Annotated in this window: 10 protein-coding genes and 1 pseudogene; 4 read left to right on the forward strand and 7 right to left on the reverse strand. The window is 72.9% G+C overall.

The features are described from left to right. Complete coding sequence (locus AB0P24_RS19780; protein WP_365795651.1) at positions 1-915, reverse strand: hypothetical protein; 915 nt, start codon at positions 913-915, stop codon at positions 1-3. Between the two features lie 397 nt (positions 916-1,312). On the opposite strand from AB0P24_RS19780, the gene AB0P24_RS19785 reads away from it, so the two are divergent. Continuing rightward, the gene (locus AB0P24_RS19785) at positions 1,313-2,626 is read left to right on the forward strand and encodes a cytochrome P450 (RefSeq protein ID WP_365795654.1); all 1,314 of its coding nucleotides are present in this window, start codon (positions 1,313-1,315) and stop codon (positions 2,624-2,626) included. 75 nt (positions 2,627-2,701) lie between these two features. On the opposite strand, the gene AB0P24_RS19790 is transcribed toward AB0P24_RS19785, so the two are convergent. The 4 genes from AB0P24_RS19790 to AB0P24_RS19805 all read right to left on the reverse strand — a co-directional run bounded on the left by AB0P24_RS19790 (position 2,702) and on the right by AB0P24_RS19805 (position 6,861). Continuing rightward, the gene (locus AB0P24_RS19790; protein ID WP_365795656.1) at positions 2,702-4,219 is read right to left on the reverse strand and encodes an MFS transporter; all 1,518 of its coding nucleotides are present in this window, start codon (positions 4,217-4,219) and stop codon (positions 2,702-2,704) included. Between the two features lie 13 nt (positions 4,220-4,232). After that, positions 4,233-4,700: a VOC family protein gene (locus AB0P24_RS19795; protein WP_365795658.1), complete on the reverse strand. Its 468-nt coding sequence runs from the start codon at positions 4,698-4,700 to the stop codon at positions 4,233-4,235. 6 nt (positions 4,701-4,706) lie between these two features. Beyond that, entirely contained in the window at positions 4,707-5,486 is a 780-nt protein-coding gene (locus AB0P24_RS19800) for an SDR family NAD(P)-dependent oxidoreductase (protein ID WP_365795660.1), read from the reverse strand. Positions 5,487-5,601: 115 nt separating this feature from the next. After that, a complete protein-coding gene (locus AB0P24_RS19805; protein WP_365795662.1) occupies positions 5,602-6,861 on the reverse strand; it encodes a cytochrome P450 in 1,260 nt (419 codons plus the stop codon). A gap of 424 nt (positions 6,862-7,285) precedes the next feature. Here AB0P24_RS19805 and rho point away from each other — a divergent pair, with 424 nt between their 5' ends. Next, positions 7,286-8,437, forward strand: a complete 1,152-nt coding sequence (rho, locus tag AB0P24_RS19810) for a transcription termination factor Rho (protein WP_365795664.1) — start codon at positions 7,286-7,288, stop codon at positions 8,435-8,437. Between the two features lie 89 nt (positions 8,438-8,526). Further along, positions 8,527-9,420 (forward strand): annotated as a pseudogene (locus AB0P24_RS19815) (serine hydrolase); the annotation flags it as partial. Between the two features lie 41 nt (positions 9,421-9,461). On the opposite strand, the gene AB0P24_RS19820 reads toward AB0P24_RS19815, so the two are convergent. Both AB0P24_RS19820 and mptB read right to left on the reverse strand, forming a co-directional pair. Further along, on the reverse strand, positions 9,462-10,808 hold the full coding sequence (locus AB0P24_RS19820) for a glycosyltransferase 87 family protein (protein WP_365795666.1): 1,347 nt from the start codon (positions 10,806-10,808) through the stop codon (positions 9,462-9,464). Then, positions 10,805-12,199, reverse strand: coding sequence for a polyprenol phosphomannose-dependent alpha 1,6 mannosyltransferase MptB (gene mptB, locus AB0P24_RS19825; RefSeq protein ID WP_365795668.1), 1,395 nt, complete (start codon positions 12,197-12,199; stop codon positions 10,805-10,807). The genes AB0P24_RS19820 and mptB overlap by 4 nt, the downstream gene beginning before the upstream one ends. A 200-nt stretch (positions 12,200-12,399) precedes the next feature. On the opposite strand from mptB, the gene AB0P24_RS19830 reads away from it, so the two are divergent. Then, positions 12,400-13,599 (forward strand): cysteine desulfurase-like protein, encoded by a 1,200-nt coding sequence (locus AB0P24_RS19830; RefSeq protein ID WP_365795670.1) that lies wholly within the window; start codon positions 12,400-12,402, stop codon positions 13,597-13,599. The last annotated feature ends 3 nt before the right edge of the window (positions 13,600-13,602 follow it).

Genomic DNA, 13,602 nt, shown 5'->3' on the forward strand with positions numbered 1-13,602 from the left:
TCAGGCCTTGAGCTGCTCCAGCGTGGACTTGGTGTCGGTCTTCAGCCAGCCCGTCACGTCGTCGAGGCTGGGCGGGTCGGTGTCGCTGTCGTAGGAGGAGAAGTACGCGCTGTAGTACATGGTGAACGTCGTCCACCCGTCCCGCACCGCGAGGGTGGCGTACCGCGAGCCGCTGGTGGTGGAGCCGTTGCTGGTGTCCTGGGTGACCAGGTAGGCCTCGTCGCCGATGCCCTGCACGGGTGTCACGTCGTAATCGGTGTGGCTGTCGCCGTAGTTCTTCCAGGTGGCCGTGAACTCCGGTGCCGGGTCGGTCTTCTTGTGCAGGTCGAGCTGGAGGGAGAGGTAGGCGTCGGCGTAGCTGGAGCCGGTCTTCTTGAGGCTGAGGCTGCAGTAGCTCTCGTCCAGCGCCGGGTCCTTCATCGCGTTCTTCGTCGGGGCCGAGTCGTCCACGGGGTACTCGTCCTTGAACGACGAGTAGTCCGAGCCGGCGCAGAGGTTCGCGGGCGCCCGGTAGCCGCGCAGGTCGGCGCCGGTCCCGAAGCCCCCGGTCAGGAAGAGTCCGGCCGCCCAGCCCGCGGAGGCGACCACCGCGCCCACGACGGCCCACAGCACGGCTCTCCCGGCCGTGCTCGGGCCCGTTGCCGGTGGTGCGGCCGGCGGCGGGTAGCCGTAACCGGGCGGCGCGGCATAGGGGTTGGCCTGGTCAGGCGGAGCGGGCTGGGCGTAGGGGTTCTGCGGGAGCGGCGACTGCGGGTTCGGATAGGGGTAGGCGGTCGGCTGCGGCGGGACCGCGGGCGGCGACTGCGCGGACGAGGGCTGCGCGGGCGTGGGCGGCTGCTGGGCGGCGATCGTGTCCTGCGGGTCGGGATCGGGTTGCCGCGGAGCGGAAGGGGGCTGCTGCGGTGGCGTGGACATGTCGTGAAGATAAGGCATAACCAGACATCAAGTCCCCACCTCGGCAAGACCGTTATGGATTGCGGACGAGCACAAGGGGTTGATCTGACATGGCATCAGCTTTGTCGGCCGCTGCCGGGGAGAACCTCGGCGGGCGTATTGCCGCCCCTGACAGTCCGTGCCACGATCGGACAAATATTCGCCAAGACGGCAATGGGGGTGTTCATGAAACGGACACGACGCCTGGTGGCTCGCCTGGTGGGCAGGAAGCGGGTCAGCGGCCGCTACCCGTACTGGCCCTACCAGCTCCGGTAGCCCGACCCCGCTCCCTTCCGCACCACACCCACCGCAGACAGGGGAAGAACGCCGATCGCGGGATCCCGTACGAGGGGTCCTGCGATCTGCTGGGAGAGGCCGGATGGCACAACGCGAAACGCCCGCACGGCCGCCGGGCCCGCGCGGGCACTGGCTGACGGGCAACACCCGCGCGTACGAGGCGGACCGGATCGGATTCCTGCGCCGCTGCCACCGCGAGTACGGAGACGTCTTCTCCTACGACGAGCAGACGGTGTTCGTGATCGACCCGGACCTCACCCACGACGTCCTCGCCCGCACCGGCCACGGCTTCGTGACCGAGCTCGCGCCCTTCGACATGCGGCGGGACCTCGACGAGGCCACCACGCAGGCCACCGCGTGGATGTCCGCACGCCGTGCCACCTGGCCGGGGCTCAACCGCGCGGCGGCGGCCGCGTCCGACGACCGGACCGTCGAGATCCTCGACGCGGTGACGGCCGGCGGGGCAAGCCGTGAGGTGGACGTGCTCACCACGATGCGCGCGTTCACCGCCCGGGCGATCGCCGAGTACTGCTTCGGGGCGGACGCCGTCGGCGTCCCCGGCCTGCTCCACGAAGTCATCCGCGCCACCCAGCCGTTCACGGAGTCGTCCTACGAGTTCCCCGCATGGCTGCCGATCCCTCGCCACCGCCACTTCTTCCGCGCCTCCCGGCGCCTGACCGACGCGCTGACCGGGATCGTCCGCAAGCGGCGCGCGTCGGACGCCGGACAGCCGGGGGGCGACCTGCTCGGGTTCCTGCTCACCGCCGATCCGGCCATGCCCGACGACACCGTGACGTCGACGCTCCACAGCATCCTCATGGGCGGCCACGGCGTGCCCGCCGCCGCGCTCACGTCCGTCGTGTGGGAACTCGCGCGGCGGCCCCGGCTCGCCGGTGACCTGCGCGACGAGGCGGACGGACCGGCGAGCGGCGACGACCCGCTGCCGTCCGACCCGGTGTCGGCGGCACGGCTTCCGCTGGCCGAGGCGGTGGTCAGGGAGACGCTCCGCCTGTATCCGCCCGCGTGGCTGATGACCCGTACCGCCCGCACGGCGACGGCCCTCGGCGACTGGTCGGTCGGCCCCGGCGACGACGTCCTGCTCAACGCCTACCTGATCCACCGGGATCCCCGGTGGTGGCAGCGGCCCGACGAGTTCGACCCCGCCCGGTGGCTGAACGGGCGGCCGGCACCCGGTCCGGCCTACCTTCCGTTCGGTGCCGGACCGCGGGTCTGCCTGGGCTCGGCACTGGCCATGCGACAGCTCACACTGGCCACTTCGCGGCTCGCGCAACGCTTCGCCGTCGAGTCGCCGAACGCCTCGTCGGTGGCCCTGGAGTTCATGGGCAGACTCGCCCCGGCGGGCCTGAGGGCCCGTTTCCCGCCGCGCCGGAAGTAGCCGGCGGAGCCGTCCGCGGCCGGTGCGCGCGTGCAGGCCGGGGCTCACGCCCCGGCCTGCACTCCGTGCCGCGGATCAGGCGGATGCCGTCTGCACCGGCACCTGGGCCGCCGCCCGCGCGGTGTTCCTGCGGACCAGCAGCAGGGTGACCAGCGCGCCCAGCAGCGAGGCGCAGCCGCAGATCACCACGCCGAGGGCCATGCCGTGCGCGAGGGCGTCCTGCGCGGCCGCCCTGGCGCTGTCGCTGCCCGCGTTGACCACCGCGAGCGGTCCGGCCGCGGCCTCCATGCCGGCGTCGGCGCCGCTCAGCTTGCCGACCAGCGCGGAGGAGGCCGCGCTCATCGCGATGGTGCTGATCACGGCCGGCCCGAGCCCCTGCCCGAACTCGCGGACCAGGCTGGTGGCGCCGCTCGCCATGCCGGTCATCTCGATCGGCACCGCGTTCACGGCGGCCGAGGTCAGCGAGGAGACCACGCAGATGAAGCCGATGCCGAGCAGCAGCACCGGGCCGATGAAGGCCGCCAGGGAGGTGGTGGTGATGGGCAGCGCGGCGATCCAGAACTGGCCGGCGGCCATCGGCAGCAGACCGCCCATCAGCAGCCAGCGCGGCTCGACGCGGGTGAGCATCCTGCTGAGCACCGGCGCGAGGAGCAGCGGGATCAGCTGGAGGATCACGAACGGCATGCCGGCGCGCAGGGCGCTGAGGTGCATCACCGCGCCGAGCCGGATGGAGACGCAGTAGGCGGTGCCGATGAAGCCGAACATGCCGGTCAGCGCGACCACCGCGGCCGCCGCGAACGACGGGATCTTCAGCAGCTCCAGGTTGAACATCGGGGACGCGGCACGCCGCTCCGCCGTCACGAAGCCGACCAGGGCCACGGCGGCGAGGATCAGCGCGAAGAGGATCGAGGGGCTGCTCCAGCCGCGGTCGCCGCCCTCGATGATGCCCCACAGCAGGGCGGTGAGGCCGACGGCGATGCTGATCTGCCCCGGCCAGTCCAGGGCGCGGCCCTCGGGCGCCTTGGAGTCGGTGACCAGGGCCCAGCAGGAGATGCCGACCACGACACCGAGGACGACCGGCGGTACGAACGCCCAGCGGAAGTCGGCGACGGTGGCGAGGATCCCGGAGGAGAGCGGGCCCACGGCGGAGGCGAGGGAGATGCTCAGCGCCCAGGTCGAGACCGCCTTGGCGCGGTCCTTCTCCCCTGGCGTCGCGGCCGCGATCACGGCGAGGGAGCTGGGGAAGAGCGCGGCGGCGCCGATGCCGGCGAGGGCCTGGCCGGTCCAGAGCATGGTGATGTTCTGCGAGGTGGCGTTGAGGAGTTCACCGACCGCCAGCACGAATCCACCGAGGACCAGCAGTCGCTTACGGCCGAACAGGTCGCCCACCACACCGAAATTCAGTTCCAGAATAGCGGTGGGCAGAATGAATGCCGAGGTGACCCAGGCGACCTGCGATCCGGAGGCACCGAATGCGCTCTGGATTTCCCCGTTGATGGGCGAGGGGACGGTAATGCACAGCTGCGCGGCGGCAACTGCCAGACAACAGGCTATGAGCGTGCCCACGTCCAGTTTTTTCACAGCGTTGGTCATTCCCTGCTCCATCTCACGGGTTAACGGTGGTGCCGCGGTCTTCGGCTTCGGCGAGTTCGCCGTTCTCTCCGAGTTCGCCGCGCTCTATGAGTTCGATGAGGTTTCCCTCGGGGTCCTTGACCCAGGCCATCCGCACCCCCGGTTCGGGGGACGGGCCGGGGGCGAGGACCTCGCCGGCCCCGAGCGCCGTCAACGCGGCGTACACGGGGTCGAGTTCGGGGGTGGTGACCGCGAAGTGCCCGTACCCCTCGGTGAGGACGGCGGTCATCGGGTCCGGTGCCCTCAGGCCGGGCGCGGACCCGGGCCTGGCGAGCAGTTCGAGCCGCCAGCCGTGCGGGTGTTCCAGGACGACGCCGGTCAGGCCGGGGCCGTCGAGACGGAACTCGAAGACGGTCCTCAGGCCGAAGGCCGCGCGGTACCAGGCGAGTTGGGCGGGCAGGTCGCGTACGCTGACGCCCACGTGGTCGAGTCGTGCGTGCATCCGCGCTCAGCCCGCCATCGCGCTGTCGCCGCCGTCGACCATGAGGTTGGCGCCGTTGACGAAGGCCGCCTCGTCGGAGCAGAGGAAGGCCGCCGCGCGGGCGATGTCCTCGGGCCGGCCGACCCGGCCGACCGGGATCCGCGCCTCCAGCTGGGCCTTCGGGCCGTCGGGGTCGTCGAGGAAGGACGCGGTGGCCGCGGTGCGGGTCATGCCGGGGGCGACGGTGTTGACGCGGATGTGGTGCGGGGCGCCGGCCGCGCACAGGTGCTTGCTCATGGCGAGGACCCCGCCCTTGGCGGCGCCGTGCGGCACCATGGGCATGAACGGCGCGCCGCGCACGGCGGCCACGGAGGCGACGTTGAGGACGGCCCCGCCGCCGCGTGCGATCAGGTGCGGCCAGGCCGCCCGGGTGCAGAAGTAGGGGATGTCCAGCTCGTTCCTGATGGTGAAGTACCAGTCTTCGGCGGGCATCGTCTCGAAGGGGCCGTTCCGCAGGGCGGAGGCGTTGTTGTAGAGGATGTCGATCCCGCCGAATTCCGCGATCCCGGCCTCGATCCACTCCCGCGCCCCGGCCTCGGTGGAAAGGTCGACCGGTGCCAGGGAACGCATGACACCGCCGGCCTTCTCGACGAGTCCAACGGTTTCCGAGGCGCTCTTCTCGTCGATGTCGCAGCCGAATACCGTGGCGCCCTCGGCAGCGAAAACCTGTGCCGCGGCCCGGCCGATTCCAGCTCCCGTTCCACTGATGAAAGCGATTTTTCCGGCCAGTCGACCCATGATTGCCATGTCCCTTGTCCCAAGCCGCCGAGGTGCGGTGGTGGCAGCGTAGGTAGGGCTTATGGCCAGAACAAGAAATTCGTCAGCGAAGCGCCATCACGGGTTCGTATGGCTGGTATGCGCCTCAGCCGCGGGCGCCGCCGGTCCGGGGGCGCAGCCGTACCGGGAGGGTGCGCACGCTGTTGCCGACGAAGCTGGCCTGCCGGACGAGGCCGTCCTCGGGGACGGCGAGGTCCAGGGCGGGGAAGCGGTCGAAGAGGCGTTCCAGGGCCACCGTGGCCTCCAGGCGGGCCAGCGGGGCGCCCAGGCAGTAGTGGGCACCGTGGCCGAGGGAGAGATGGCGGACGGCGTCGGGGCGGGCCGGCCGGGTGACGTCGAAGCGGTCGGCGTCCGGGCCGTGCGCGGCCGGGTCGCGTCCGGCGGCGGAGTAGCCGGCCAGGACCGGGGTGCCGGCGGGGATCACCGTGCCGTCGACGGTCAGGTCCCGCACCGGGTAGCGAAAGGGGAAGTAGCTGACCGGCGCGTCCCAGCGCAGCGTCTCCTCGACCACGTCCGCCCAGCTCGCGTCCCCTTTCCGGACGATTTCCAGCTGGTCGCGGTGGCCGCACAGCGCGCGCACCGCGTTGGTGACGAGGTTGAGGGTGGTCTCGTGCCCGGCGATGATCATCAGGACCAGGGTGCCGATCAGCTCCTCCTGCCCCAGCCGGTCGCCGTCCTCGTCGCGGGCGGCGATCAGGGCGCTGGTGAGATCGTCGCCGGGGTGCTCGGCACGGGCGGCGGCGACCGCGGCGAGGACGGCGACCAGCTCCCGGTTGGCGGCGACGGCCTCGGCGGGTCCGATGTCGGTGGCCACGACCTGGTTGGTCAGGTGGTGCAGCCGGTCGCGGAACTCGGGGTTCACGCCGAGGAGCTCACCGATCACGCCCATGGGCAGCGGCAGCGCGAAGTGCCGGCGCAGCTCGGCTACGCCGTCTGCGTCGGCGGCCCGCTCCAGGTCGTCGAGCAGGGTGCCGGTCAACTCCTCGATCCGGGGCCGCAGTTCCTCGACGCGGCGCGGGGTGAAGGCCCGGCTGACCAGGGCGCGCAGCCTGCGGTGGTCGGCGCCGTCGGCGGTGGTCATGCCCCGCACGGTGGCGAAGGTCAGCAGCGGCCAGCCCGCCGGGATGCGGCCCTCCCGCAACCGGGTGAAGTGCTGGGGGTCCTTGGCGACTTCGGGATGCTGGAGGAACTCCCTGAGCGCCTCGTGCCCGAGCACCGCCATGCCCTCGACGCCACCGGGCAGGACCACCGGAGCCACGGCACCGCGCGCCAGCAGCCTGGCGTTGTCGGCGTGCGGGCAACCGCCGGCGGGGTCCGGACGGTGTGGCACGGAGGGGGTCTCCACCAGGGGCTCCTGACAGCGGCACGACACGGACACGGACGATCGTAGGCGCCCGCGGGCCCGTGCGGGGGCGGTTCCCGGCCGGTCACGCAAGGCACCGGGACGCGGGAACCGATGCCCGGCCGGGCATGCGGCGGGAATAGCGGTGAGCGGTGCCATGTTGACGATCGCGGAACCCTGGGTATAGTGCGATCAGCACGTGTGAGCGCCCCGCTACGGGCGCCCAGTGCCGGTTCCACTCCTCCAGCCGTGTCGCCCGTCGCTTCCCGACCGGCTCACCGGCTTCTCAGCACCACCTCGTGACCTGGGCCTTTCCCGCTGTTCCCGAGGTGCCGTTCCCCGCCGCACGGAGACTGCGCACACGCCCTCCCGCTCGCGGCCACTCCCCCTTCACTCATGTCTTCCGTCCGCGAAAGGACCACCTCTCATGACCACCACACTCGAACCCCCTGTCCAGCAGCAGGACCGGGCCGCCACCCGGCCCGTCACCGGTGTCCTCGACATCGACGCGGGCGGGAAGGGGCAGCTGCGGGCCCGGGACTGCCTGCCCTCCCCCGCCGACCCGCAGGTCTCCCCGGCTCTGATCCGCCGTCACGGCCTGCGCAGGGGCGACCTCGTCGAGGGCGTCCGCGGCGACCGGCGCACGCTGACCGAGATCACGCGCGTCAACGGCCGTACGCCCGAGGAACTGCGCGGCCGCCGTCACTTCCGTGATCTGACCCCGCTGCACCCGCACGAGCGGATCCGCCTGGAACACCCCGCCGCCGGGCTCGCCGGACGGGTCGCCGATCTGCTCGCGCCGGTCGGCAAGGGGCAGCGCGGACTGATCGTGGCCCCGCCGAAGACCGGCAAGACCGTGCTGCTCCAGCAGATCGCCGCCGCCGTCGCCGGCAACCACCCGGAGTGCCATCTGATGGTGCTGCTGCTCGACGAGCGCCCGGAGGAAGTCACCGACATGCGGCGCTCGGTGCGCGGTGAGGTGTACGCCTCCACCTTCGACCGGCCCGCCAAGGAGCACATCGCCCTCGCCGAACTCGTGGTCGAGCGCGCCAGGCGGCTCGTCGAGGACGGCCGGGACGTCGTCATCCTCCTGGACTCCCTGACCCGGCTGTGCCGGGCCCACAACAACGCGGCCGCTTCCAACGGCCGTACTCTCAGCGGCGGTGTCGACGCCGGCGCGCTGCTCGGCCCGAAGCGGTTCTTCGGTGCCGCCCGCAAGGCCGAGGAGGGCGGCTCGCTCACCATCCTGGCCACCGTCCTGGTGGACACCGGCTCCCGGGCCGACGGCTACTTCTTCGAGGAGCTGAAGAGCACCGGCAACATGGAGCTGCGCCTGGACCGCGAGCCGGCCTCCCGGCGGGTCTTCCCCGCTGTGGACATCGCCCTCTCCGGCACCCGCCGCGAGGAACTCCTGCTCACCCCGGCCGAGTTGACTGCCGTACGCGGGCTGCGCCGGGCCCTGCAGAGCCGGGAGGGCGCCCCGGGCGGCGGCCTGGAGACGCTCCTGGAGCGCATGCGGGAGACCCCGGACAACGCGGCCTTCCTGCGGCGCGTGCAGCCGACCCTGCCGACGGGCTGACACCCCGGCGTGCGGCATCCGGGTTGCTCCCTGCACCCGACCGGCCCGGGCAGCGCGCCGGACACCGCCTCCATTCCTACGTTGATCATATGACGATCGGATTCCCTGGCCGATTTCCCCGGCGAGCGGCGGTGACGACCTGCTCCGTCTGCCTGGCGGGCCTGCTGGCGCTGCCGCCCGGCACGGCCGTCGCCGGCACCGCGGCGCCGGCCCCGGCCCCGCCCCCGAGGGCGGTGGTGCCCGGCCCGTCGCTGCTCTACCACTCCGGCACCCAGGTGCGGCCGCACCCCGGGGCCCCGGAGCTCCCGGACCTCTCCGCGCTCTCCTGGCTGGTCGCCGACGCGGACACCGGCCAGGTGCTGGCGGCCGACCACGCACACCGCAGACTTCCTCCGGCCAGCACGCTGAAGACCCTGTTCGCGCTCACCGTGCTGCCGGTCCTGCCCGCGGACCTCCAGCACCGGGTGACCCCCGAGGAACTGGCGGACGTAGCCGAGGGCAGCAGCCTGGTCGGCGTCGAGGAGGGACACACCTACCGGGTGGCCGACCTGTGGCGCGGGGTCTTCCTCAGCTCCGGCAACGACGCCGTGCACGTCCTCGCCGCGCTCGACGGGGGCTGGGACCGCACCGTCACCCGGATGCAGGCCAACGCCCGCGCCCTGGGCGCCCTCGACACCCACGTCGAGTCCCCCGACGGCTACGACGCACCGGGGCAGGTCTCCTCCGCGTTCGACCTGGCGGTGTTCGGCCGGGAGGGGCTGCGCAACCCCGACTTCGCGCGGTACTGCTCCACCGCCGAGGCCCGCTTCCCCGACGGCGCCGGCTGGTCGTTCGGCATCGAGAACACCAACCGGCTGCTGACCGGCGAGGACGGTGTGGGGCGCTACCCCGGCCTGATCGGGATCAAGAACGGCTACACCAGCAACGCCGGCAACACCCTCGTCGCCGCCGCCCGGCGCGGCGGGCGCACCCTCATCGTCACGGTGATGAACCCGCAGGACGGCGGCGTGTACGACGAGGCCCGTCAACTGCTCGACTGGGGCTTCGCGGCGGCCGGACGGGTCGACCCGGTGGGCTCGCTGGACGGTCTGCGGGCCAGGCCGCCGCGGCCCAGCCCGGGGCCCAGCACCGTACCGATGGCGGCGGCCACGGCACCCGAGGACGACTCCGGCTGGTCGGAGACCGCCGTCGTCGCGGGTTTCGCGGTGCTCGGCGCGGGCGCCGTCACCCTGGCGAAGCGGCTCAGGGGCGAACGCTCCGGACGGGACTGACCGACCGGCAGGCCCAGCAGCAGGCCCAGCGTGATCCAGGTGTAGAGGTTGCTGCCGAGGAACCCGTCGACGCCGGAGGCGTCGTCGAACCACAGCCACACCACGCTGGTGCACATCACCGCGTAGAGAGCGCCCGCGATCCGCGGGTGCCCGGCGCGGGCCAGCAGCACGAACGACGGCAGCACCCACACCAGGTGGTGCACCCAGGTGATCGGGCTGACCAGGCAGGCCGTCAGACCGGTGAGCGCGAAGGCGGTCGTCCAGTCGCCGGCCGCCACGGCCCGGCGGGTCCGCCAGGCCCACACGGCCAGCGTGAGCAGCACCGCGCTCGCCCACAGCGGCTTGTCCGGATGGCCGAGCCGGGCCAGCACGCCCTGCAGCGACTGGTTCGAGACGTAGTCGAGCCGGCCGACCCTGCTGGTGTCCCACAGCGCGTGCGTCCAGTAGAAGCGGGAGGCCTTCGGGTCGGCCCAGGCCGCCAGAGCGGTCGCAGCCAGCGCCACGGCCGTGGCGACACCGGCCGCCCGCCACCTGCGGCCGATCAGCAGCATGCCGATGAACAGCGCCGGCGTGAGCTTGGTCGCGGCGGCGAGCCCGATGCCGACCCCGGCCAGGCGCCCCCGCCCGCTGCGCAGCAGACAGCAGTCCCCGAGCACCAGGGCGAGCAGTATCAGGTTCACCTGGCCGAAGCTGAAGGTGTCCCGCAACGGCTCGAACAGCGCCAGCCCGCACAGTGCCAGCGCCCACCGGTACCACCCCCAGCGCCGCCAGCCCGGCCCGGCCAGCACGCGCAGCACGAACGCCAGCGCGGCCAGGTTCAGCAGCAGCGAGGCGGCGACGGCCAGGTGCAGGCCCACCAGCGCCATGGGCAGCATGCCGACGGCGGCGAACGGCGGATACGTGAAGCCGTACGTCGTCCCGGGCACCCGGTAGTCGTAGATCCGCCCGCCGTGATGCACCCAGGTGTGCACGGTGCCGTAGTACACACGCAGGTCGAACCAGTCGCGCAGCAGCGGCACGGTGGCCGTGAACACGGTCACGGCGGCGACGAGAGCCAGGACGAGCAGCAGTCTTCCCCGGTCGGTCCGCGGCCCCCTCATGCCGTACGTCCCACGGCCGGGGCCTGCGCGGCCTGGTGGGCCTGCCAGAGCACGACCACGCCGAGCACCCCGCCGGAGACGGCGAGGACCAGCTGGCCGGCGTCGGCGGGGCCGCCGCTGGGCAGCACGGCGAGGGCGAGCACGCCGGTGACGGCCGCCACCCGGTGCCGTACCGAGGTGCTGGGCGCCGCGGCCGCTATCAGGAACAGTCCCCAGATGGCGTACCAGGGGCGGATCGCCGGCCCGAAGGCGGCGACCGCGGCCAGGCTCAGGCCGAGGGCGTAGACCGGGCGGGGCCGCAGCCGGACCCATATCAGCAGCACGGTCACGGCGGTGAGCGCGAGCCCGAGCAGATGCCAGGCCGGGACGGCGAGCGGTGCCAGGTCGCTGCCGAGGTGTTCGAGGAGCGCGCCCGTGGCCCGGCCGAGCAGGCTGCTGAGCGCCCAGTTGTGCGGGGAGACGGGCGTGTCGAGCGCCCCTATCCACCCGTACCCCGTCCCGGCGACGGCGGTCGCCGCCACCGTCGTCGCTCCCGACGCGATCGCCGTCGTCAGCGTGGCCCGCACGGGACTGCGGCCCCCCCGCGCCTGCACGACGACGACCGCGAGCAGCCCGAGCGCGGCGGGCGCCTTCACCAGCGCCGCGAGGGTGACGAGTACGGCGCCGAGGACGGGCCAGCGGCCGAGCGCCGCGACCAGGCCGAGGCCGAGCAGTCCGAGCATGATGGCGTCGTTGTGGGCGCCGGCGACCAGGTGCAGCAGCACCAGCGGGTTGAGGGCACCGAGCCAGAGCGCGGCGGCCGGGTCGGCGCCGCTGTGCCGGGCGAGGCGGGGCAGCGCGGCCGCCATCAGGCCGACGCCGAGCAGGGCGACCAGCCGCATCCCGAGGAGTCCCGCCGGGAGTTCACCGCGGGTCAGCCCGGACAGCAGCGAGGCCACGCCCATGAACGCCGGGCCGTACGGGGCGGCGGTGTTCTGCCACACCGGCGCGACCTCGTCGGCCAGCGGGCCGCCGAGCTGGGCGGGCCCCGACGTGTAGACGTCCATGTGCGCGTCGACCATCGCGCCCTGCGCGAGGTAGCTGTACACGTCCCGGCTGAACAGCGGGGGCGCCAGCAGCAGCGGGGCCGCCCAGACGGCGAGGACCAGCAGCAGCTGCCGCGGGGTGGGCGGCTCGGCGCCGCGCACCAGGCGGCCGAGCAGCAGCCACGCCGCGATCAGCAGTACGACGCCGAAGTAGACGCCGACCAGGCCGAACGCCGCCTGCACGGAGCTGGGTGCGAGCAGATCCTCCACGGGCAGGGCGCCGGCTGTCTCACCTCCCAGGGCGAGGAAGGCGGTGCCGGCCAGGCCAAGCACCTGGCAGCGGCGTAGATCGACGGGGAAAGCCATGGCCAACACTGGGTCAGCGTGTCAATCGCGGGTGGCCGGAAGGCGACGGCGTGTTTTCCTGGGAGGGGCCTGGTTGTTACCTGTGGGTGCGCGCCGGACTCCCGGGCCGGGGCCCGGTGGATCGCTCTGCGTGCGTCGGGGCCCGCGCCAGGGGGAAGGCACCCGACGCCAGGCACTCCGTCCGACAGAAAGCCGAGACCATGGCCATCGACCTCACCGCCCTGCGGGCCCACTTCCCCTCCCTGGCCACCGGGCTCGCCTTCTTCGACGGCCCGGGCGGAACGCAGACCCCGCGCCCCGTGGCCGACGCCATCGCCGCGACGCTGACCGGCCCGCTGTCCAACCGGGGAACCGCCGGCCCGTCCGAGCTCAACGCCGAGCGGGCCGTCGCGGACTTCCGTGCCGCCTACGCGGACCTGCTGAACGTGCCCGCGAACGGCGTCGTCCACGGCCGCAGCGCCACCCAGCTCACCTACGACTTCTCCCGCCACCTGGCCAAGGACTGGAACGCCGGGGACGAGATCGTCCTCAGCCGCCTCGACCACGACGCCAACGTCCGCCCCTGGGTCCAGGCCGCCGAGCGCGCCGGAGTGACGGTCCGCTGGATCGAGATCGACCCGGAGACCACCGAGCTCGATCTCGATGCCTACGAGCGGGCCCTGACGTCCCGCACCCGGCTGGTCGCGGTCACCGCGGCCTCGAACGTGCTGGGCACGAAGCCACCGGTCCGCCGGATCGCCGACCGCGCCCATGAAGTCGGCGCCCTGGTGTACGTCGACGGCGTCCACTACGCCGCGCACCACCTCGTGGATGTACCCGCGCTCGGGGCCGACCTGTTCGTCTGCTCGCCGTACAAGTTCCTCGGGCCGCACTGCGGGGTGCTCGCGGCGGCTCCCGGACTCCTCGAAACCCTGCGCCCCGACAAGCTCCTGCCCTCCCCCGACACGGTGCCCGAACGCTTCGAGTTCGGCACGCTGCCGTACGAGATCCTGGCGGGCGCCACCGCCGCCGTGGACTTCCTCGCCGCGCTGGACCCGGGCACGGGGGCCGCGCGCAGGGAGCGCCTCGCCCGCTCTCTGGTGTCCGTGCACGAACACGAACTGACCCTGCGCGCACGGCTGGAGGAAGGCCTGGACCGCCTGGGTGACGCCGTCACCGTGCACTCGAAGGCCGCCGACCGCTCCCCGACGCTCCTGATGACCCTCGAGGGCCGCGACGCCCGCGAGGCCCAGGCCCACCTGGCCGCGCGCGACGTGCTGGCTCCCGCCGGATCGTTCTACGCCCACGAACCGTTCACCGCGCTCAAGCTCGAAGCCCCCGCCCTGCGCGCGGGTCTGGCCCCCTACAACACCGCCGACGACGTGGACCGCCTCCTCGACGGCCTCGCCTCTCTCCGCTGACCA

Source organism: Streptomyces sp. NPDC086519, from assembly GCF_040686075.1.
GTDB lineage: Bacteria > Actinomycetota > Actinomycetes > Streptomycetales > Streptomycetaceae > Streptomyces > Streptomyces shenzhenensis.

Excerpts from the sequence above, each read along its gene's own strand:
- AB0P24_RS19790 (WP_365795656.1), bottom strand. The coding sequence starts at position 4,219 with ATGACCAACGCTGTGAAAAAACTGGACGTGGGCACGCTCATAGCCTGT.
- AB0P24_RS19830 (WP_365795670.1), top strand. The coding sequence starts at position 12,400 with ATGGCCATCGACCTCACCGCCCTGCGGGCCCACTTCCCCTCCCTGGCC.
- rho (WP_365795664.1), top strand. The coding sequence starts at position 7,286 with ATGACCACCACACTCGAACCCCCTGTCCAGCAGCAGGACCGGGCCGCC.
- AB0P24_RS19795 (WP_365795658.1), bottom strand. The coding sequence starts at position 4,700 with ATGCACGCACGACTCGACCACGTGGGCGTCAGCGTACGCGACCTGCCC.
- AB0P24_RS19800 (WP_365795660.1), bottom strand. The coding sequence starts at position 5,486 with ATGGCAATCATGGGTCGACTGGCCGGAAAAATCGCTTTCATCAGTGGA.
- AB0P24_RS19820 (WP_365795666.1), bottom strand. The coding sequence starts at position 10,808 with ATGAGGGGGCCGCGGACCGACCGGGGAAGACTGCTGCTCGTCCTGGCT.
- mptB (WP_365795668.1), bottom strand. The coding sequence starts at position 12,199 with ATGGCTTTCCCCGTCGATCTACGCCGCTGCCAGGTGCTTGGCCTGGCC.
- AB0P24_RS19780 (WP_365795651.1), bottom strand. The coding sequence starts at position 915 with ATGTCCACGCCACCGCAGCAGCCCCCTTCCGCTCCGCGGCAACCCGAT.
- AB0P24_RS19785 (WP_365795654.1), top strand. The coding sequence starts at position 1,313 with ATGGCACAACGCGAAACGCCCGCACGGCCGCCGGGCCCGCGCGGGCAC.